The sequence below is a fragment of the Hydrogenophaga sp. 2FB genome (assembly GCF_005503365.1).
Lineage (GTDB): Bacteria > Pseudomonadota > Gammaproteobacteria > Burkholderiales > Burkholderiaceae_C > Hydrogenophaga.
In genome coordinates this window covers 108,267-129,270 of record NZ_SCML01000003.1, presented here as the reverse complement: position 1 = coordinate 129,270, position 21,004 = coordinate 108,267, and the positions used below count along the sequence as shown (strand labels likewise).

General features: G+C 67.4%; 18 protein-coding genes. 3 read left to right on the top strand and 15 right to left on the bottom strand.

Annotation, left to right across the window (positions count from 1 at the left end; all coding sequences use genetic code 11):
* Window position 1: 1 nt before the first annotated feature.
* Window positions 2-5,929: an excinuclease ABC subunit UvrA gene (uvrA, locus tag FFS09_RS02835; protein WP_137917346.1), complete on the bottom strand. Its 5,928-nt coding sequence runs from the start codon at window positions 5,927-5,929 to the stop codon at window positions 2-4.
* A 131-nt stretch (window positions 5,930-6,060) separates the two neighbouring features.
* Between uvrA and FFS09_RS02830 the strand changes: the two genes are divergently transcribed.
* On the top strand, window positions 6,061-7,197 hold the full coding sequence (locus tag FFS09_RS02830; protein WP_137917345.1) for an ABC transporter substrate-binding protein: 1,137 nt from the start codon (window positions 6,061-6,063) through the stop codon (window positions 7,195-7,197).
* A gap of 4 nt (window positions 7,198-7,201) precedes the next feature.
* Here the strand turns inward: FFS09_RS02830 and FFS09_RS02825 are convergent, their stop codons facing one another.
* From FFS09_RS02825 to FFS09_RS02770, 12 genes are all read right to left on the bottom strand, one after another.
* Window positions 7,202-7,639 (bottom strand): universal stress protein, encoded by a 438-nt coding sequence (locus tag FFS09_RS02825; protein WP_137917344.1) that lies wholly within the window; start codon window positions 7,637-7,639, stop codon window positions 7,202-7,204.
* Window positions 7,640-7,749: 110 nt separating this feature from the next.
* On the bottom strand, window positions 7,750-8,424 hold the full coding sequence (locus FFS09_RS02820) for a 2-hydroxychromene-2-carboxylate isomerase (RefSeq protein ID WP_137917343.1): 675 nt from the start codon (window positions 8,422-8,424) through the stop codon (window positions 7,750-7,752).
* A gap of 21 nt (window positions 8,425-8,445) precedes the next feature.
* Window positions 8,446-8,673 carry a DUF1289 domain-containing protein gene (locus FFS09_RS02815; protein ID WP_502703710.1) on the bottom strand — a complete coding sequence of 76 codons (228 nt, stop codon included), beginning with the start codon at window positions 8,671-8,673 and terminating at the stop codon, window positions 8,446-8,448.
* On the bottom strand, window positions 8,670-9,191 hold the full coding sequence (locus FFS09_RS02810; protein ID WP_137917342.1) for a YbaK/EbsC family protein: 522 nt from the start codon (window positions 9,189-9,191) through the stop codon (window positions 8,670-8,672). The genes FFS09_RS02815 and FFS09_RS02810 overlap by 4 nt, the downstream gene beginning before the upstream one ends.
* A gap of 4 nt (window positions 9,192-9,195) precedes the next feature.
* Window positions 9,196-9,837: a homoserine/homoserine lactone efflux protein gene (gene rhtB, locus FFS09_RS02805; protein WP_137917341.1), complete on the bottom strand. Its 642-nt coding sequence runs from the start codon at window positions 9,835-9,837 to the stop codon at window positions 9,196-9,198.
* 13 nt (window positions 9,838-9,850) lie between these two features.
* Entirely contained in the window at window positions 9,851-10,759 is a 909-nt protein-coding gene (locus FFS09_RS02800) for a hydroxymethylglutaryl-CoA lyase (protein ID WP_137917340.1), read from the bottom strand.
* 31 nt (window positions 10,760-10,790) lie between these two features.
* Window positions 10,791-11,711: a 2-hydroxyacid dehydrogenase gene (locus FFS09_RS02795; protein ID WP_137917339.1), complete on the bottom strand. Its 921-nt coding sequence runs from the start codon at window positions 11,709-11,711 to the stop codon at window positions 10,791-10,793.
* A gap of 35 nt (window positions 11,712-11,746) precedes the next feature.
* Complete coding sequence (locus tag FFS09_RS02790) at window positions 11,747-13,765, bottom strand: acetyl/propionyl/methylcrotonyl-CoA carboxylase subunit alpha (RefSeq protein ID WP_137917338.1); 2,019 nt, start codon at window positions 13,763-13,765, stop codon at window positions 11,747-11,749.
* 7 nt (window positions 13,766-13,772) lie between these two features.
* The gene (locus FFS09_RS02785; protein WP_137917337.1) at window positions 13,773-14,393 is read right to left on the bottom strand and encodes a DUF4126 domain-containing protein; all 621 of its coding nucleotides are present in this window, start codon (window positions 14,391-14,393) and stop codon (window positions 13,773-13,775) included.
* 16 nt (window positions 14,394-14,409) lie between these two features.
* Window positions 14,410-15,201, bottom strand: a complete 792-nt coding sequence (locus FFS09_RS02780) for an enoyl-CoA hydratase/isomerase family protein (RefSeq protein ID WP_137917336.1) — start codon at window positions 15,199-15,201, stop codon at window positions 14,410-14,412.
* An 11-nt stretch (window positions 15,202-15,212) separates the two neighbouring features.
* Window positions 15,213-16,349, bottom strand: a complete 1,137-nt coding sequence (locus FFS09_RS02775) for an acyl-CoA dehydrogenase family protein (protein ID WP_137917335.1) — start codon at window positions 16,347-16,349, stop codon at window positions 15,213-15,215.
* A 40-nt stretch (window positions 16,350-16,389) separates the two neighbouring features.
* Window positions 16,390-18,012: a carboxyl transferase domain-containing protein gene (locus FFS09_RS02770; RefSeq protein WP_137917334.1), complete on the bottom strand. Its 1,623-nt coding sequence runs from the start codon at window positions 18,010-18,012 to the stop codon at window positions 16,390-16,392.
* 112 nt (window positions 18,013-18,124) lie between these two features.
* Here FFS09_RS02770 and FFS09_RS02765 point away from each other — a divergent pair, with 112 nt between their 5' ends.
* The gene (locus FFS09_RS02765; RefSeq protein ID WP_252374200.1) at window positions 18,125-19,177 is read left to right on the top strand and encodes an AraC family transcriptional regulator; all 1,053 of its coding nucleotides are present in this window, start codon (window positions 18,125-18,127) and stop codon (window positions 19,175-19,177) included.
* Here the strand turns inward: FFS09_RS02765 and FFS09_RS02760 are convergent.
* Both FFS09_RS02760 and FFS09_RS02755 read right to left on the bottom strand, forming a co-directional pair.
* Window positions 19,142-19,804, bottom strand: coding sequence for an HAD family hydrolase (locus FFS09_RS02760; RefSeq protein WP_137917333.1), 663 nt, complete (start codon window positions 19,802-19,804; stop codon window positions 19,142-19,144). The two genes, FFS09_RS02765 and FFS09_RS02760, sit on opposite strands and share 36 nt — an antisense overlap.
* 8 nt (window positions 19,805-19,812) lie before the next feature.
* On the bottom strand, window positions 19,813-20,205 hold the full coding sequence (locus FFS09_RS02755) for a YchJ family protein (RefSeq protein ID WP_502703709.1): 393 nt from the start codon (window positions 20,203-20,205) through the stop codon (window positions 19,813-19,815).
* 92 nt (window positions 20,206-20,297) lie between these two features.
* On the opposite strand from FFS09_RS02755, the gene FFS09_RS02750 reads away from it, so the two are divergent.
* Entirely contained in the window at window positions 20,298-21,002 is a 705-nt protein-coding gene (locus tag FFS09_RS02750) for a glutathione binding-like protein (protein WP_137917331.1), read from the top strand.
* The last annotated feature ends 2 nt before the right edge of the window (window positions 21,003-21,004 follow it).

Sequence of the window (21,004 nt, the reverse complement as noted above, 5' to 3'; positions counted from 1 at the left end):
CTCAAGCCCGCGCCAGCACCGGCCCCAGCACGCGCCCGGTGTGCGTGTCCAGCCGCACCACCGCCTCAGGCGGTGCCGCCGCCACGATGCGGCCACCGCCATTACCGCCTTCGGGACCCAGGTCGATGATCCAGTCGGCTTCGGCCATCACGTCCAGGTCGTGCTCGATCACCACCACGCTGTGGCCGCCGTTCACCAGGCGGTGCAGCACGCGGATGAGTTTTTCCACATCGGCCATGTGCAGGCCCACCGTGGGTTCGTCGAGCACGTAGAGCGTGTGCGGGGCTTTCTGGCCTCTTCGTGTGATGTCGTCGCGCACCTTGCTCAGCTCGGTCACGAGCTTGATGCGTTGTGCCTCGCCACCCGAGAGCGTCGGGCTGGGCTGGCCCAGCGTGAGGTAACCCAGACCCACGTCCTTGAGCAGTTGCAGCGGGTGCGCGATGTTGGGCATGCTGGCGAAGAAATCCACCGCCTCGTCCACCTCCATCTGCAGCACGTCGCCGATGCTCTTGCCCTTCCAGGTGACCGCCAGGGTCTCGGGGTTGAAGCGCGCGCCGTGGCAGACCTCGCACGGTACTTTCACGTCGGGCAGGAAGCTCATTTCGATGGTGCGCATGCCCTGGCCTTCGCAGCCCGGGCAGCGGCCTTCGCCGGTGTTGAAGCTGAAGCGTCCCGGCCCGTAGCCGCGTGCCTTGGCTTCGAGCGTGTCGGCGAAGAGCTTGCGCACCGTGTCCCAGAAACCGATGTAGGTCGCGGGGCAGCTGCGCGGCGTTTTGCCGATCGGCGTCTGGTCGACTTCGAGCACGCGGTCCACGGTTTCGAAGCCGCTGACGCTGGCGCAGCCGCTCCACGCGGGGTGCTTGCCTTTGTCCATGGCGTCGCGTCCGGCCTTGGTGCTGCGCTGGCTCACGGCGGCGGCGACGTTGGTCAGGAGCACGTCGCGCGCCAGTGTGGACTTGCCGGAACCGGACACGCCGGTGATGACGACGAGGCGTTGCAGGGGGACGGCGGCGTCGAGGTTGTCCAGGTTGTGGAGGTTGGCGCCATGGACCTGGAGCCAGTGAATTTCTCCCTCCCCCGCTGGGGATGGGTTGGCGTCGGCCGGGGTCACGGCGCGCCGAGCCTGCAGCGGATGTTTCATCGCGTGCAGCAGATAACGCCCGGTCACCGAATCCGCATGGGCCGACAGATCGTCCACCGACCCCTGCGCCACCACGCGCCCACCGCGCTTGCCGGCGCTGGGGCCGATGTCGATGATGTGGTCGGCGCGGCGGATGGTGTCTTCGTCGTGCTCCACCACCACCAGCGTATTGCCCTGGTCGCCGAGCTTGTGCAGCGCATTGAGCAGGATCGCGTTGTCACGCGCGTGCAGGCCGATGGTGGGCTCGTCCAGCACGTAGCACACACCCTGCAGGTTGCTGCCGAGTTGCGCCGCCAGGCGGATGCGTTGCGCCTCGCCGCCGCTGAGCGTGGGCGCGCCGCGGTCGAGCGTGAGGTAGTTCAGGCCCACCTCCTCCAGGAACGCGAGGCGGCTTTCGATCTCGGGCAACAGGTCGCGCGCGATGTCGGCTTCGCGCGCGGTCAGCGCCAGGTCTTTCATCAACCCTTGCACCCAGGCGCGCACGTCGCGCACCGAGAGGCGCGCGACGCTGGTGATGCCCACATCAAAGAACTTCACCGCGCGCGCCTGCGGGTTCAGGCGCGTGCCTTCGCAAGCCGGGCAGGCCTCGTCCACGAGGTCGTCCACCTCGGGTTCGGCAAAGCTCTGCTCGCGGCCCTTCTCCTTGTCGTCGCGCACCGAGTCGTCGAGCACCTTGCGCTGGTCGCGCGAGAGCTTCACGCCCGTGCCCACGCAGTCGGGGCACCAGCCGTGCTTGCTGTTGTAAGAGAACAGGCGCGGGTCGAGCTCGGGGTAGCTCGTGGCGCAGATGGGGCAGGCGCGCGTGGTGGAGAACACCTCCAGTTGGCCCAGCTCGCGCGTGGACGCACCCTCGGCCAGCGCCTGCGCCAGGCCATCGAGCGGCGTGAGCACGTGCACCACACCCTTGCCGATCTCCAGGGCCTTGTTGAGCTGGTGGCGCAACTCGGTTTCGTGGTCCGCGCTCACCACGAAATCGGCCACGGGCAACTCGATCGTGTGTTCCTTGAAGCGGTCGATGCGCGGGAAACCGGTGGTGGGCAGGAACTCGCCGTCGACGCGCAGGTGGGTATGACCCCGCGGGCGCGCCCAGTCGGCCAGCTCCGTGTACACGCCTTTGCGGTTGACCACGAGCGGCGCGAGCAGGCCGATGTGCTGGCCTTTGTAGCGCGCGAGGATGGCGGCCACGATGCTGTCGGCGCTCTGCGGCATCACCGCCGCGCCGTCGTGCACGCAGTGTTGCGTGCCGAGCTTCACGTAGAGCAGGCGCAGGAAGTGCCAGACCTCGGTGGTCGTGCCAACGGTGGACTTGCGGCCGCCACGCGAGAGGCGCTGTTCGATCGCGACCGTGGGCGGGATGCCGTAGACCGCGTCCACCTCGGGGCGGCCCGCGGGCTGCACGATGCTGCGCGCGTAGGCGTTCAGGCTTTCCAGGTAACGCCGCTGGCCTTCGTTGAACAGGATGTCGAACGCCAGCGTGGACTTGCCCGAACCGCTCACGCCCGAGATCACATTGAACTTGCCGCGCGGGATGTTCACGCTCAGGTTCTTGAGGTTGTGTTCCTTGGCGTTGACGATGCGGATCGCATGGTCGTTGGGTGTCTCGATGCGCGCGCGCGCCGGCATCCATTCGCCCACATGACCTTCGTTCACCGCGTGCACTGCGCCCATGCTCATGGCGTAGTCGCGCAAGGCTTTGGCGGTGTGGCTGCTGGCGTGTTCGCGCACCGATTCGGGCGGCCCCTCGGCCACGATCAGGCCACCGGCGTCGCCGCCTTCGGGGCCGAGGTCGATCAGCCAGTCGGCCGCGCGGATCACGTCCAGGTTGTGCTCGATCACCACCAGCGAATGGCCGGCGTCGAGCAGCTTGCGCAGGCTGCGCATGAGCTTGGCGATGTCGTCGAAGTGCAGACCGGTGGTGGGCTCGTCGAACAGGAACAGCGTGCCTTTGCGCGCCATCGCCTGGCGGCTGGCGCTGCTGCTCTTCGAGGCTTCTGCTAGGAAGCCCGCGAGCTTGAGGCGCTGCGCCTCGCCACCCGAAAGCGTGGGCACGGGTTGGCCCAGCTTCACGTACTCCAGGCCCACGTCGACGATGGGCTGCAGCACGCGAATGACGTCGCGGTCGCCCGAGAACATCGTGGCCGCCTCGCTCACGGTGAGGTCGAGCACGTCGGCCACGTTGAGCATGCGGCCACCGCGCTGGATCCGCACCTCGAGAATTTCGGGCCGGTAGCGCTTGCCGTCGCAGTCCGGGCAGCGCAGGTAGACGTCGCTCAGGAACTGCATCTCCACGTGCTCGAAGCCCGAGCCACCGCAGGTGGGGCAGCGCCCGTCGCCGCTGTTGAAGCTGAACTTGGCCGGCGTGTAGCTGCGCTGGCGCGCGAGCGGCGCTTCGGCGAACAGCGAACGGATGGCGTCCCACGCGCCGACGTAGCTCACCGGGTTGGAACGCGCGGTCTTGCCGATGGGCGACTGGTCGACGAACACCACCTCACTCAAGTGGTCGGCCCCCAGCAGGCGGTCGTGCGCGCCCGGGCTGTCGGTGGACTTGCCAAAGTGGCGCAGCAAGGCGGGCGCGAGCACGTCCTGGATCAAACTGGATTTGCCCGAGCCCGACACGCCCGTGACCACCACCAGGCGCTGCAGCGGGAACTCGACCGAGACGCTCTTCAGGTTGTGTTCGCGCGCGCCTTCAAGGATGAGGCGCGGCGTGCTGTCGGTCACCATGCGCTTGAAGCCCATGCCGATGGTCTTGCGCGAACCGAGGTAGGCGCCGGTGAGCGTGTCGGCCGAGCGGATCGCTTCGGGTGTGCCATCGAACACGATCTGCCCGCCGCGCTCGCCGGGGCCAGGGCCCATGTCGATCAGGCGGTCGGCCGCGAGCATCACGGCCGGATCGTGCTCCACCACCACGAGTGTGTTGCCCGCGTCGCGCAGGCGCAGCATGGCATCGTTGATGCGCGCCATGTCGCGCGGGTGCAGGCCGATGCTGGGTTCGTCGAGCACGAACAAGGTGTTCACCAGCGAGGTGCCGAGCGCGGTCGTAAGGTTGATGCGCTGCACCTCGCCGCCGCTGAGCGTTCGGCTCTGGCGGTCGAGCGTGAGGTAGCCGATGCCGACCTCGCAGAGGTAGCGGATGCGGGTGTTGATTTCGTCGAGCAGGAGTTTGAGGGCTTGCGCCTGGCCGGCGACCGGCTCCTTCCCCCCCAGGGGAACGGTCGGGATGGGGGTTTGCGCGCCCACATGCCCCAGAGAAGCGAAGAACACGCGCAACTTGTCCAGCGACATCAACATCAAGTCGTGCAGACACAGACCCGGCAAATCCTCCAGTTGCTCGCGGGTCCACTTCACGCCCTGCGGCATGTACCGCTTGCCCTCAGGCAACACCGCATCCGCCTGTCCCTTCGTGCCGAGGCGCCACAGCAAACTGTCGGTCTTGAGGCGTGCACCATGGCAACTCGGGCATTCGGTGTAGCTGCGGTACTTCGACAAGAGCACGCGGATGTGCATCTTGTAGGCCTTGCTCTCCAGGTACTCGAAGAAGCGGTCCACGCCGTACCACTGCTGGTTCCACTTGCCGTTCCACTGCGGCGAGCCGGCCTTTACCCAATGCTGCTGATCGGGGGTGAGCTGGGCCCAGGCCGTGTCGCGCGGAATGCCCGCGGCTTCGGCGTGCCGCATCATGTCGTCCTGGCATTCCTTCCACGCAGGCGTCTGGAACACCTTGATGGCACCGGCGCGCAGCGTGAGCTTGTCGTTTGGAATGACCAGGCCGTAGTCGACGCCGATGACACGCCCGAAGCCCCGGCAAGCCTCGCAAGCTCCCACCGCGGAGTTGAACGAGAACATCGACGGTGTGGGCTCGGTGTAGCGGATATCGCTCTCGGGGCAATGCAGGCCCGTGGAAAAACGCCAGATCTCCGGCTCGCCCTCTTCCGCCAGCACGTACACCATCAGCTTGCCGCTGCCGCGCTTCAAGCCGGCCTCGATCGCCTCCATGGCGCGCGCCGGCTCGACCGTGCCGATGCGGAAGCGGTCGGCCACCACGTCGAGCACTTTCACGGATTCGCTGGCCACCACCGCTTTGGCCTTGCCTTTGGCCGCGGGCTTGGCGTCCGTCGCCGGCGCCGCGGCGCGCTGCACCACGCGCTCGGCCTGCACGCGCGTGTAGCCGCTGGCCGAGAGCCATTGTTCGATTTCCTCGGGCGTGGTGCTGGCGGGTAGCTCGACCGGGAAGGTCAGCACCAGGCGCGGGTCGCCCCGTTGCGCGCTGCGCTGCTGCATCTCGGCATAAATGGATTCCGGCGAATCGTGGCGCACCGGCAGCGCGGTGTCGCGGTCGAACAGGTCGGCGCCGCGCGCGAACAGCAGTTTCAAGTGATCGTTGAGCTCCGTCATGGTGCCCACGGTGGAGCGCGAGGAGCGCACCGGGTTGGTCTGGTCGATCGCGATCGCGGGTGGCACGCCCTCCACCTTGTCCACCGCCGGCTTGTCCATGCGGTCGAGGAACTGCCGCGCGTAGGCGCTGAAGGTCTCGACGTAGCGGCGCTGGCCTTCGGCGAACAGCGTGTCGAACACCAGGCTGGACTTGCCCGAGCCGCTGGGGCCCGTGACCACGGTGAGCTCGCCGGTGCGGATGTCGAGGTCGAGGTTCTTGAGGTTGTGCTGGCGCGCGCCGCGGATACGGATCAGCCCGGTGCCACCTTCTGTCGGTCGATCGCGCTCCTGGGCGTCGGGCGCGGTAGAAAGCGCGTCCGCAGGCAAATCGGCGGGCAGGAAGGCATCAGACATGCAGGGGCTCCAGAAAGGGGAGGAAAGATTCTACGGAGCCGCGCGCCACACGCCTTGTTGCGCATGTCATACCCACAATTTTCCGGTCCCGCAGGCGCTGCATGGACTCGGCCACATCAGGAGACATCACCATGACACACCACCACCGCACGCTTTTTTTCAAACCCTGGGCCACGCTGTGGCTGGCGGGCTTGCTGGCCTTCGGCGCACCGGCCTGGGCGCAACTGCGCATCGGCATGCCTTCGGGTTTCACGGGCTCGGTGGCGGCCGGCGTGAAGGAGAACCACGAGGGCGCCCGGCTGTACTTCGACACCATCAACGCGCGCGGCGGCGTCCACGGCCAGAAGATCGAGCTGATCACGGTCGATGACAAGTTCGACCCCAAGGTCACGGTGGAAGTGTCGCGCGCGCTCATCACGCAGCAGCGCGTGCTGGCGCTGTTTCTGAACCGGGGCACACCCCACTCGCAGGCGCTGCTGCCGCTGCTGGCCGAACTCAAGGTGCCGCTGGTGGGCCCGAGCACCGGCGCCATGGTGCTGCACGAGCCGGTGAACCCCTGGGTGTTCAACGTGCGCGCCACCTACCAGCGCGAGGCGGCCAAAGCCATCGAACACCTGGGCAGCACCGGCATCACGCGCATCGCCGTGCTGGAGACCGACGATTCCTTCGGCGCCGACTCGGCCGCGGGCGCGCTCAAAGGCTTCGCCAAAGCCAACCTGAAGCCCGTGTTGCACGAAAAGTTTCCACGCGACAAGCCCGACTTCACCGAATTGGCCAAGCAGTTGCACGGCAGCAATTCGCAGGCGGTGATGGTGATCGGCTCGGCCGGCAACACCGCCAACGCGGTCAAGGCGATCCGCGCGACGGGCTCCCGCACGCAGGTGGTCACGCTGTCGAACAACGCGTCCGACGGCTTCATCAAGCTCCTGGGCGAGCACGCACGCGGCGTGATCGTGACGCAGGTGTTCCCCAACGAGCGCTCGGTGGCCTACCCGCTGATCAAGGAAGCCCAGGAATTCGCGAAGGCCAAGGGCATGCCCGGCGTATCACCCGCGATGATGGAAGGCTATGCCGCCGCCAAGGTGTTGACCGAAGGCCTGCGCCGTGCCGGCCCCAACCCCACGCCCGTCACGCTGCGCGACGCACTGGACAACCTGCGCAACTACGACCTGGGTGGCCTCACGGTGCAGTACAGCCCGAGCAACCACACCGGCCTGGATTTCGCCGATCTGTCCATCGTCGACGCCAACGGCAAGTTCAGAAGGTGACGTTTCAGGATTTGACGATGAGCACGGGCACTTTGGAGTGCGTTAGCACCTTCTGCGCCACGCTGCCCAGGATGAGCGCCTTCACGCCCCGGTGGCCGTGCGAGCCCATCACGATCAGGTCGCAGTGCTCGGCGGCGGCCGTTTCGATAATGCCTTCGTAGACCACGTTGCGCTCGATGGTGTCGCCCACACAGGGCACGCCGGCGGCTTCGCACACCTGGCGCAACGCGTCCAGCGCCTGCCCAGCCGAGGCTTTCGCCTCGGTCAGGTAGGCCTGCAGGCCCACCGCGGACGCATCACCAATGCCGATGTAGGGGAACGGGTCGATCACGTTGACACCCACGATCTGCGCGTTCAGGCTCTTGGCCAGCTGCACCGCGGTCTGTGTGGCGTTGTCCGCTACGTCCGAGCCGTCGGTGGGCACGAGGATCTTCTTGAACATGGAGGCTCTCCTGTGGTGTGGTTGCGTGCGGGCACCCAGGGCCGCACGTCCACCGCACGGTACTTCAATTCGGCGATCTTGCCCACCGTGGCGGGCAAGATGCCCGCGCCTCAGGCTTGCGGCCGGCGCACGCCTTCGGGCCGCTGGGCGGCGCTGGCCCACTGGGTGTCGAACCAGGCATCGCCCTCGAGACAGGCGCGCAGCATGGGCAGCGCGTCAAAGCCCCAGAACACGCGGCCCTCCAGCACCATCGCCGGCACGCCGAACAGGCCCAGCGACAGCGCCTCGTCGGTGTTGGCGCGCAGGCGCTGCTTCACCACGTCGCTGTCGGGCGCGTGCCAGGGTTTGTCGCGCTGGGCCATGTGGTCCTCCAGCACCGCCTGCAAAGCCGCCAGCCGCGCCGGGTCGGTGGCGTCCAGTCCACCGCGCCACACATGGTGCAGCAGTTGCTCGGTGACGTAGCGGTTGGTCTCCCCCGGTGCGTCGTCGGTGGCGCAGCTCAGCCCCAGGCGCAGCAGGGGCAGCGGGTTGAACGGGTGCGCGGCCGGCAATTCGAGCGCCACGCCGTGGTGGTGCCCCAACCAGCTCACCTGGCGGTAGGTCCAGTCGCGCTTGGCCGGTATCTCGGCCGGGCCGAGTTGGCCGTTGGCCTTGAGCAGCGCGGCGAACAGGATGGGTTTGTAGCGCACGTGCACGCTGTGGCCCATGAGCGCCTCGGGCAGGCGATCGAACGCCAGGTGGGCGTAGGGCGAGATCGGGTCGTAGTAGAAGGTGATGTCTCTCATGGCGCTTCTTGAGGTTTTTCTTCAGCGCGGCTGCTGGCGCGCTTCGATGTCTTGCCAGATGCGCAACTTGTCCGCGTCGCTCGCGCGTCCCCAGGCCACGATCTCGTCGAGGGTGCGATAGCAGCCCTCGCACCAACCCGAGGCGGCGTTCATGCGGCAGATCGAGATGCAGGGCGAGGGCACGCCGGGTGCCAACGCGGCGCGGCGGCGTGCGGCCTGCAAGGTCACGGGAGCCGGCGGCAGGGTCACGGCGCAACAGCCTCGGTGGTGACGTCGTGCACCGGCGCGCCACTGAGCGCCTGCAACTGCGAGGGGCTCAACCGGAATACCGCGTGCGGGTGGCCGGCGGCCGCCCAGATCTCGTCGAAGCGAAACAGTTGCGCGTCGATCAACGCGACGGGTGGCGTGGCGTGCGCCACCGGCGACACACCGCCGATGGAAAACCCGGTGCGGGCCTTCACGAAGTCGGCATCGGCACGGCCGAGCTTGCCGCCTTCGGCGCTGCACACCAGGGCCTGCACCTTCTTTTCGTCCACGCGCAGGTCGCCCGAGGTGATCACCAGCACCGCCGCATCGTCGTGCTTGCGGCGAAAGATGATGCTCTTGGCGATCTGCCCCAGCGCAACGCCGAGCGCGTCGGCCGCCTGTTGCGCGGTGCGCGCGGCATCGTCGAGCATCACCGGGTTGTGGGGGTGGCCGGCGTCCTGCAGCACGCGCGCCACGCGCTGCACGGACTCGGGCAAGGTCTGAAGTTCGGCACCGCACATGCGATCAGGCTCCCCGCTTGACCAGCAACAGGCTCGCGCCCATGGCCATGAGCACACCGCCGAACACGCGGTTCTGCGCCCGCCGCGCCCGCGCGGTGGCGAGCCAGGCCTGCATGCGCGACGCGAGGAAGGCGTAGCCGTGCATCACGATCAGGTCCACCGTGATAGTGGTGGCCAGCAGGATCAGCAGTTGAAGCCACAGCGTGCGCTGCGGGTCGATGAACTGCGGCAGCACCGCCACCATGAACACGATGCCCTTGGGGTTGGTGACGTTGGTGAAGAAGCCGGTGATGAAACGCTCGCGCGCCGACGGCACCGCCCTGGGCGCCGCCGGCGCGTCGCCCGCATCCACCACGGTCGGCACGGCCGCGCGCCATTGCTTGAAGCCAAGCCAGATGAGGTAGGCCGCGCCGGCGAACTTCACCACCATGAACGCGGTGGCCGACGCCAGCAACAGCGCGCCCACCCCCACGCCCGCCACGAGCAGGACCACCGCCAGCCCGACCTGCAGGCCCGCGATCGTCACGCTGGTCTTCTTCACGCCGTGGCTCAGGCCGTGCGCCATCGACAGCACCGCGCCCGAACCCGGCGAGAGCGCAATCGCCCACGAGGCGACGAAATAAGCCAACCAGACTTGCCATTCCATGTGTGTTTCTCCTTCAGCCGACCCTTTTGGCGAGCAGCGCGCGCGCCACGCGCGAGCCGGTCGGGCGACCCAGCTGTTCACTGATGTAAACGCCCGCATCCACCAGGGCGTCGAGGTCGATGCCGGTTTCGATGCCCATGCCGTGCAGCAAGTACACCACGTCTTCGGTCGCCACATTGCCGGTGGCGCCTTTGGCATAGGGACACCCGCCGAGGCCCGCCACCGATGACTGGAAGTTCCAGACACCCATTTCAAGCGCCGCGAGCGTGTTGGACAGCGCCTGGCCATAGGTGTCGTGGAAGTGGCCCGACACAGCGTCGATGCCGTAGTGCTTCAGCGTCATCTCGATCGCCGCCTGCACCTTGCGCGGCGTGCCCACGCCGATCGTGTCGGCCACGTCCACCCGCTGCACGCCGATGTCCGCCATCAGGCCCGCCAGATAGCCCACGCGCTCGGGCGCGATCTCGCCTTCGTAGGGGCAGCCCACGGTGCAACTCATCGCACCGCGCACGCGGATGCCCGCGGCCAGTGCGGCCTCGACCACGGGGGCAAAGCGCTCGATGCTCTCGGCGATGGAGCAGTTGATGTTCTTTTGGCTGAAGGCCTCGCTGGCCGCGCCGAACACCACGATCTCGTCGGGCTTGTCCTGCACCGCCGCTTCGAAGCCCTTGAGGTTGGGCGTGAGCACCGAGTAGCGCACGCCGCTCTGGCGCTGGATGCTCGACATGACGTCGTGGTTGTCGGCCATCTGCGGCACCCATTTCGGGCTCACGTAGCTGGTGACCTCGATCTCCCGCAGGCCAGCGGCCTGCAGGCGGCGCACCAGCTCGACCTTGGTGGCGGCAGGCACCGGTTGTTTTTCGTTCTGCAGGCCGTCGCGCGGGCCGACGTCGATCAGTTGGACGCGGGAAGGGAGTTTCATGGGGTTCAGTCTGCCTCTTGAGGGGAACGGGTCAATAGCCAAGCACCGGATCCACCAGGCCCACCACCGCTTCACCGCGCTCGAACGCGAGGATCTTGCCGGCGATCTGCGCAATGCTCTCTTCGCGCAGCGTGCGCGCCGAGGTGTGGGGCGTGATGGTGATGGCCGGGTGCGTCCAGAACGGGTGCCCGGCGGGCAGCGGCTCGGTGCGGAACACGTCGAGCGTGGCGCCGGCAAGGTGGCCGCTGTCCAGCAGCGCCAGCAGGTCTTCTTCGACCAGGTGCGCGCCGCGCGCCACGTTGATCACGTAGGCGCCGGGCCGCAGCAGTGAAAGCGTGTCGTGGTTCAGGATGTTGCGGGTATCGAGCGTGAGCGGCAGGAGGTTGACCAGCACGCGGCACGACGACAGGAAGGTGCGAAAGGCGCTCGGCCCGGCGTAACACGCCACGCCTTCGACCGACCGGGGCGATCGGCTCCACCCACGCACGGGAAATTCAAACTGCCGCAGCGCTTGCGTGACGCGCTCGCCCAACACGCCCAGGCCCATGACGCCAACCGGGAAATCGTTGCGCACGCGCGGCTTGCGTTGCACCCACAGGCCTTGCGCCACGTCGGCTTCGTAGCGGTCGAACTCGCGGAAGTAGCGGATCACGGCGTGGCACACGTACTCGGCCATCTGCACCGCCATGCCCGCGTCGTCGAGCCGAACGATCTTCATCGAGGAAGGCAACTGGAGCTTGAGCAGCGCATCGACCCCGGCGCCGATGTTGAACATGGCCTTGAGGCCCTGTTGCTCATCGATGAACTGTTGCGGCGGCTGCCAGACGACCGCGTGGTCGGCGGGCGGCGCGCCCGGATGCCATTCGGTGATGGTGGCGTGCGGCAAGGCCATGCGAAGGCCGGCCAGCCAGGGTTCGGCCTTGGTGTTGGCGCAGCAAAGGGTGATGTTCATGCGCGAAGCTTAGGCCATTCCACCCGCGTGCGTGGTCAAGCCACCGCGAGCTTGAGCAGTTCCGCGCCTTCGTTCACCTGGTCGCCTGGCGCGTAGAGCAGCTCGTCCACGGTGCCGTCTGCGGGTGCGGCGATGGTGTGCTCCATCTTCATGGCTTCCATCACGGCCAGCGCCTGGCCCTTCTTCACCGCATCGCCTGCCTTGACGGCGAACGACACCACCTTGCCCGGCATGGGCGCGGTGAGGCGGCCGCCTTCGTGCGCGGTTTCACCGGCGTGCGCCAGCGCGTCGATCTCGACGATCTGCGTCGCGCCCAGGGCGCAGAAGATGTGCACGTTCTCGTCGACCTGCCAGGTCTGCACCGTCTGGCGCTGGCCGTTGAAACGCAGGTCCATGCGCACGCCGCTGTCGTGCGTGCCTTGCGACGGCAGGGCATCGAAAGCCAGCGCGCCGCTCACGCCCCCGATGGCGAGCTGCAGCGCGCCGTCGTGCAGGTAGCTCAAGTAGGCCAACAGGGTCTCGCCCTGGTACTCGAAGTCGAAGCGGCGCACGGTGATGCCGTGCGCACGCCAGCCGTCGCGGCGCGAGAACGGGTCCGCACCTTCCAGGGCGCGTTCGGTCAACAGGGTCTGCGCCACCGCGGCCGCCACCGCCAGCGGCTGGCCCACCTTGTCCTGGTTGAACAGAGCCGCGGCCTCGCGCGGGATCAGCGCGGTGTCCAGGTCGGCCTGCGCGAATGAATGGCTGTTGACCACATGGCGCAGGAACTGCACGTTGGTCGACAGGCCGACGATGCGCGTCTCGGCCAGCGCCGCGTCCAGGCGCGACAAAGCCTCTTCGCGCGTGGCGCCGTGCACGATCAGCTTGGCGACCATGGAGTCGTAGAACGGGCTGATGGTGTCGCCCTCGCGCACGCCGTCGTCCACGCGCACCGTGCCGCGTTCGAAAGCGGTGCAGGCGGGCTTGCCGTAGACCGTGAGCGTGCCGGTGGCGGGCAGGAAGTTGTTGTCCGGCGTTTCGGCGCAGATGCGTGCTTCGATGGCATGGCCGTGGATGCGCAGGTCTTCCTGCTTCAAGGGCAGCGGCTCGCCGCTGGCCACGCGCAGTTGCCACTCCACCAGGTCGAGACCGGTGATGGCTTCGGTGACGGGATGCTCCACCTGCAGGCGCGTGTTCATCTCCATGAAGTAGAAGCGCATGCCGCCTTCGGGTGGCTGCTCGACGATGAACTCCACCGTGCCCGCGCCCACGTAGTTCACCGCCTTGGCCGCCGCCACGGCGGCCGCGCCCATCTGCGCGCGCAGCTCGGGCGTCATGCCCGGCGCCGGCGCCTCTTCCAGCACCTTCTGGTGGCGGCGCTGCACCGAGCAGTCGCGCTCGAACAGGTAGACGCAGTTGCCTTGCGTGTCGCCAAACACCTGGATTTCGATGTGGCGCGGGCGCTGCACGTACTTTTCGATCAGCACTGCGTCGCTGCCAAAGCTGTTGATGGCCTCGCGCTGGCAACTCGCGAGCGCGGCGGCGAAGTCCTCGGACTTCTCGACCACGCGCATGCCTTTGCCACCACCGCCAGCACTGGCCTTGATGAGCGCTGGGTAACCGATGCGGTCGGCCTCGCGTTGCAGCAACGCCGGGTCCTGGTCGCGGCCGTGGTAACCGGGCACCAGCGGCACGCCAGCCTTTTCCATCAGTTGCTTGGACTCGGCCTTGAGCCCCATGGCCAGGATGGCGGAGGCCGGCGGGCCAATGAAGGCGATGCCTGCGTCGGCGCAGGCGTTGGCGAAGGCGTCGTTCTCGCTCAGGAAACCGTAGCCCGGGTGGATCGCCTGCGCGCCCGTTGCCTTGGCGGCTTCGATGATGCGCTCCCAGCGCAGGTAGCTGTCCTTGGGTGCGCTGCCGCCGATGTGCACCGCCTCGTCGCACGCCGCCACGTGTTTGGCGCTGGCGTCCGCGTCGGAGTACACCGCCACGGAACGCATACCCAGGCGGCGCGCGGTGGCGGCGACACGGCAGGCAATCTCGCCCCTGTTGGCAATCAGGATCTTGTTGAACATGGGTTTCCTAAGCGGTGACAGTGAAGAAAGAGCGCGCACGGCGGAACACCGCGCGCAGGAACTTGAAGAGCATCCAGGTAGCGATCCACATCAGCACGACGGTGATGGCCAGCAGCACCACGAAGACCAACGGGTGGTTCGTGGCGAGCCAGAGCGCGCCGACCACCAGGCCGTCTTCCACCAGGCTCATCGCGACGTTGGAAAACGGTTCGGGTGACGCATTGATCGCCGCGCGGGTCGTGGTCTTGGCGGCCTGGCTGGTGGCGGCGAGCGAGCCGCCCAGCAAGGCCGCGGCCAAGGCCATGGTGCCGCTGTCGGCACCGAACACGCCAGCGGCGAGCGCGGCGCCGGCGGGAATGCGCACCACGCTGTTGACCATGTCCCACAGCGAATCGACCACCGGGATCTTGTCGGCAAAGAATTCGAGGAACAACATGAAGCCCGCCGTGCCCAGCAGCACCGGGTGCTGCAGCGCCTGCAGGCCGCTGGGCAGCTCCATCCAGCCCAGTGCACCGGACAGGCCGACGAGAAAGACCACGGCGTACAGGCGGAAACCGCTGGCCCAGCCCAGCGCGCCGGCGAGTGCCAGCAGCTCGGGTGTGCCCAGGGTGTTGAACCAGGTGGCCATGGTGTGCCGTCTCTGCTCAGGCCGCGGGCAGCCAGCCGGCGGGGCGCTTCTGCAGGAAGGACTGCAGGCCTTCTCGGCCTTCGTCACTCGCCCGGATGTCGGCGATGCGGCGCGCGGTTTCGGCGCGCAGCGCCTCGGTGATCGGCACGCCGCTCACATCGCGCGCCAGGCGCTTGCATTCGCGCACCGCCTTCGGGCCGTTGGCCACCAGCGTGGCAACGATCTCGTCCACCTTGGCGTCCAGCGTGTCGGGCGTGGCAAGTTCGTGCACCATGCCCAGCGCGTGAGCACGCACGGCGCTGAAGCGCTCGGCCGTGACCATGTAGCGGCGCGAGGCCTGCGCACCCAGCGCGCGCGCCACGTAGGGGCTGATGGTGGCGGGCAGCAGACCCAGGCGCGCTTCGGAGAGGCAGAAAGTCGCGCCCTCGACCGCCACCAGCACGTCGCAGATCGCCGCCAGCCCCATGCCGCCGGCGTAACAGTCGCCCTGGATGCGACCGACCACCGGCACCGGGCACTGGTCCAGCGTCCACAGCATGTCGGCGAGTTGTTGCGCGTCGGCGCGATTCTGGTCCCAGCTGTAGCCGGCCATGGTCTTCATCCAGTTCAGGTCGGCGCCGGCGCAGAAGGCCTTGCCGTGCGCGCCGAGCACGACCACGCGCAGGTCTTCGTCCTTCGCCAGCTCGATGAAGGTCGCGGTGAGCGCGGCGATCACATCGTCGTTGAACGCGTTGCGCACGTCAGGGCGGTTGAGCCATACGCGCGCCACGTGCGGTGTGGGGCGGGAAACATCCAGGACTTCACTCATGTTCTTCGACCTCAATAACGTTTGGCGACTTCTTCAAGCATCACTTCGGTAGCGCCGCCACCGATGGCGAGCACACGCGCATCGCGCCACAGGCGTTCGATCGCCGTCTCGCGGATGTAGCCCATGCCACCGTGGAATTGCTGGCAGGTCTGCACCACTTCGTTGACCAACTCGCCGGTGAGGGCTTTGAGCATGGAGACTTCCTGCACGATGTCGTGGCCCTGGGTCACGCTCCAGGCGCAGTGGTACATGAACTGCCGCGCCGCGCGGGTCTTGGCGTCGAGCATCGAAATGCGCTGGCGGATGGTCTGCTTGTCCCACAGCGTGGCACCAAAGGCCTGGCGCTGGCGCACGTAGTCCAGCGTGAGTTGCAGGGCCTGCGTGCAGTGGCCCACCGCCATGGCGGCCAGCGCGATGCGTTCGGTCTGGAAGTTCTTCATCACCGAATAGAAGCCCTTGCCCTCTTCGCCGAGCAGGTTCTCTTGCGGGATGCGCACGTTGTCGAAAATCAGCTCGGCTGTGTCACTCGAAAGCCATCCGGTCTTGTGCAGCGCGCGGCCCACGGTGAACCCTGGCGTGCCTTTTTCGACGATGAACATGGTCACGTCGTGGCGCGCGCTGCCGGTCTTGGCGGCAACGAAATACAGGTCGGCGTGCACGCCGTTGGTGATGAACATCTTGGTGCCGTTGAGCACCCATTCGTTGCCATCTTTTTTCGCCGTGGTGCGGATGCCCGCCACATCGGAGCCCGCGCCGGGCTCGGTGATGCCAACCGCCGTGATCATCTCGCCCGCCGTGACCCTCTTCAGGTACTTCGCCTTCTGCGCCGCGTTGCCGGCGTGGTGCAGGTGCGGGCCGGCCATGTCGGTGTGCACCAGCACGGTGATGATGAAGCCGGCGAAGGTAGATTGCGACAGCGCTTCGGCGAACACCAGGTTGGTCAGCGCATCGGCATCGCCGCCGCCGTAATCGCCCTCGAACATGAGCCCCAGCAGACCGGCCTGGCCCATGCGGCGCAGCACGTCGCGCGGCACCATGCCGGCCTCTTCCCAGGCCGCGGCGTGCGGCTCGACCTCACGCGACAGAAAACGCGCCACCTGCTCGCGCAGCACTTCGTGGTCGGGGTTGTCGTAGATCGTTTTTGTCATGTGCTTGTCTCCGTCCGCTGCGTGGCCGTGCGTTGTCGGGCTACATCCGGAAGACGCCGAACTTCGGCTCACCGATCGGCGTGTTGAGCGCGGCCGACAGGGCCAGGCCCAGCACGCGGCGGGTGTCCGCCGGGTCGATCACGCCGTCGTCCCAAAGGCGCGCGCTGGCGTAGTAGGGGTGCGACTGGTGGGCAAACTGGTCGAGCATGGGTTGCTTGAAGGCGGCCTCTTCCTCGGCGCTCCAACTGCCGCCTTTGGCCTCGATGCCGTCGCGCCGCACGGTGGCCAGCACGCTGGCGGCCTGTTCGCCACCCATCACGCCGATGCGCGCGTTGGGCCACATCCAGAGGAAACGCGGGCTGTAGGCGCGGCCGCACATGCCGTAGTTGCCGGCGCCATAGCTACCGCCAATGATCACGGTGTACTTGGGCACCTGCGCGGTGGCCACGGCCGTGACCATCTTCGCGCCATGGCGCGCGATGCCTTCGCTTTCGTACTTGCGGCCGACCATGAACCCGGTGATGTTCTGCAGGAACAGCAGCGGCACCTTGCGCTGGCAGCACAGCTCGATGAAGTGCGCGCCCTTCTGCGCGCTCTCGGAGAACAGCACGCCGTTGTTGGCGACGATGCCGATCGGCATGCCTTCAATGTGCGCGAAGCCACAGACCAGCGTGGCGCCGTAGCGCGCCTTGAATTCGTGGAACTCGCTGCCGTCGACGATGCGCGCGATGATCTCGCGCACGTCGTACGGTTTGCGCGTGTCCACCGGGATCACACCGTAGATTTCCTTCGGGTCGTACAACGGCGCGCGCGGCTCGCGCAAGGCCTGCGTGGCGTCCTTGCGGCGGTTGAGCGTGGCCACGGCCTGGCGCGCGAGCGCGAGCGCGTGCGCGTCGTTCTGGGCCAGGTGGTCGGCCACGCCGGAGAGGCGCGTGTGCACGTCGCCACCGCCAAGGTCTTCGGCGCTCACGATCTCGCCAATGGCCGCCTTCACCAGCGGCGGGCCGCCCAGGAAGATGGTGCCCTGGTTCTTGACGATGATGGTTTCGTCGCTCATGGCGGGCACGTACGCGCCGCCGGCCGTGCACGAGCCCATGACCACGGCGATCTGCGCGATGCCGTTGGCGCTCATGTTGGCCTGGTTGTAGAAGATGCGCCCGAAGTGCTCGCGGTCGGGAAACACGTCGTCCTGGTTCGGCAGGTTGGCCCCCCCCGAGTCCACCAGGTAGATGCACATCAGGTTGTTCTGCAACGCCACCTCTTGCGCGCGCAGGTGCTTCTTCACCGTCATGGGGTAGTAGGTGCCACCTTTCACCGTGGCGTCGTTGCAGACGATCATGCAGTCGACGCCACTGACGCGGCCGATGCCGACGATCACGCCGGCGCAGGGCGCGCTGTCGGTGCCGTCCCGGTCGGGATACATGTTGAACGCGGCCAATGGGCTGAGTTCGAGGAAGGGGGTACCCGGGTCCAGCAGCTTCTGCACGCGGTCGCGTGGCAGCAGCTTGCCGCGCGCGGTGTGCTTGGCGCGGGCCGCCTCGCCACCGCCGAGCGTGGCCTTGTCGATCTGGGCGCGAAGGTCATCGACGACCGCGCGCATGGCCTGGGCGTTGGCCTGGAAGTCGGCGGAACGGGCGTTGAGTTGTGTCTCCAGGATCGGCATGGTGGCATCCGTTGTGGTGTTTCGGGTCATTGTGGAGGATAGACAGGCCAAGAGGGTCTTGCCAGCCACATGGGTTGCAAATCGTGCCAATGCCGAGGAAACTTGCGCCACCATGCCGACACCCACGCCCCGCTCTCCACTGGACCCCTCCCGCCTCCTGGTCGGCCCCGCGGTCACCCCGATGGCCTTCGTCCGTGCCATGGTGGAGGCCTACCAGGCCCGCGGCATGCGCGCCACCCGCGCGCTGAAACTGGCACACATTGCGCCAGAGGACGTGCGAAAAATCGGCGCGCGCATCACCGCGGCGCAGATGGAGGCGGTGTCGGATGCGGCCATGCGCGAGCTGGACGACGAAGGCCTGGGGTGTTTCGCGCGCGCCCTGCCCTGGGGCAGCTACGGCATGCTGGCGCGAGCCTCGCTGTCGGCCCCCGATCTGGGATTGGCGGTCAAACGCTGGTGCCGCCACCACAGCCTGCTCACCGACGACGTGCGGCTGTCACTGGAGATTGCGGGGGACACCGCGCGCATCGCTGTGCACCCGGACCGCCGCGCGCAGCAGCCCACGGAGTTCTGCGTGGTATCGGTCCTGCGCAACATCCACGGGCTGGCGAGCTGGTATGTCGATTCGCGCATTCCACTGCGCGGTGCGCAGTTCCCTTACGGCGCGCCAGCGCATGTGGACGCCTACGCGGTGCTGTTCGACGGCCCCAGCGCATTCCACGCCGACCATGCTGCCATCGAATTCGATGCCAGCTACCTCGTGCTGCCGATGCGGCGCGACGAGGCCGCGATGAACCAGATGCTGCAGCACGCCTTGCCACTCACGGTGCGCTCCTACCGGCGCGACCGCCTCTTGGTGCACCGCGTGCGCCAGTTGCTGGCCACGCAGCCCATGAACACGCACAACGCGGACGACCTGGCGGCCCTGCTCAACGTCTCGGCCCGCACGCTGCACCGGCAACTGAAGGACGAAGGCGCTTCGCTGCAGGCGCTCAAGGACGAGGTGCGGCGCCAGCGCGCCACCGAGCTGCTGCTGCGCACGCGCCGGCCCATCAAGCAGGTGGCGCAGGACAGCGGGTTTCAGAACGAGAAGAGCTTCATCCGCGCGTTTCGCGGCTGGACCGGCCGTTCACCCGGCGAGTGGCGCAGCGAACAGGCGCCGTAACTCGTCCATGTGGCCGAACACACGCGCCACCGGCAGGCCACCGAACGCGCGGCCATGGCCTTCGGGACAGTAGCCCCACACGGTCGCCCCCGCCGCAATGCCTGCCTGCGCGCCGGTGCCCGTGTCTTCGATCACCAGGCAGCGCGCCGGGTCAACACCCAGGTGCGCCGCGGCGGCCAGGTACACGTCGGGTGCGGGCTTGGAGCGTGGCTGGTCGTGGCCGCTGAAGACGCGATCATCGAAATACGGCAGCAAGCCGACGTGATCGAGCTGCATCACGACCTTGGGCCGGTCGGCACCCGAGGCGCAGGCAATCCGGCCTTCGACCTGGCGGTGAATGGCGGCCACCGCGTCCACCGCGCCCTGCACCGCCTGGAGCTCGGCCAGCAGGCGTTTGTTGCGGCGCTCGTAGAAGGCCTGCATCCAGGCCTCGGTGAGGGGCTTGCCGGTTTCGGCCTCGATGCGCGCGCGTTCGTCGCGCACCGCCTTGCCGATGAAGATCTGAAAGCACTCGGCCTGGGTGAGCGCCCAGCCGCTCTCGTTGAGCACCTCGCGCAGCACCCCGTTGGTGATGGGCTCGCTGTCCACCAGCACGCCGTCGCAATCAAAAAGCACTGCGTCAAACATCTTGTCCTTCAGTTAAGGATGTCGCCATCCAAATAAAACCATTGCCCGTCCCCGCGCACAAACCGGCTGCGCTCGTGCAGTCGGTGGCCGCGGCCCTGCACCCGCGAGCGCGCCACGAACTCGACCTCGGCGTGCGTGGCGTCGATGGGCGTGTGGCGCTTCACCGCAAGCCCCAGCCACTTCGCGCCGCCATCCAGCTCCAGCGAGGCCGGTCGCTGGCTCGCATGCCAGGTGGCCAGCAAGTGCGCCACATCGCCCCGCACGAAGGCGGTATAGCGCGAGCGCATCAGCGATTCGGCGTCGGGCGCGGGCACACCGGTGCCGAGGTAGCGGCCACAGCAGGCATCGAACGCTGGGCCACGGCCACAGGGGCAGGCATCTTTCGTTGTGGGCATAGGCATGAATTATCGATTCCCTGGCAAGCGTGGGGATATCGCCTGACGGTGTTCCAATGCCGGGTCCGCCCCGTTGTCCAGGATTTCAAGGAACGCCCATGAGCAAGCTTGCCGACTTCCCCATCACGCAAAAATGGCCCGCATCCCACCCCGATCGCTTGCAGCTGTACTCGCTGCCCACACCGAATGGCGTGAAGGTATCGATCATGCTGGAGGAGACGGGCCTGCCCTACGAGCCGCACCTCGTGAGCTTCGGCACCAACGATCAGTTGTCGCCCGCGTTTCTGTCGCTCAACCCGAACAACAAGATCCCCGCCATCCTCGACCCGAACGGGCCCGACGGCCAGCCGCTGGCGCTGTGGGAATCGGGCGCCATCCTGGTCTACCTGGCCGGCAAGACCGGCAAGTTGCTGCCGAAGGACGTGGCGGCCAAGTACGAAACGCTGCAGTGGCTGATGTTCCAGATGGGGGGCGTGGGCCCGATGTTTGGCCAGGTCGGTTTCTTCCACAAATTCGCCGGCAAGGATTTTGAAGACAAGCGTCCGCGCGACCGTTATGTGGCCGAAAGCAGGCGCCTGCTCAACGTGCTCAACGAGCGCCTGGAAGGCCGCGCCTGGCTGATGGGCGACGAATACACGATTGCCGACATCGCCACCTGGCCCTGGGTGCGCAACCTGGTCGGCTTCTATGGTGCGGGCGAGATCGTGGGCTTTGCGGATTTCCCGAACCTCAAGCGCGTGCTGGAAGCGTTCGAGAAGCGTCCGGCCGTGCAACGTGGCCTGAACATCCCGGCGCGCGGCTGAAT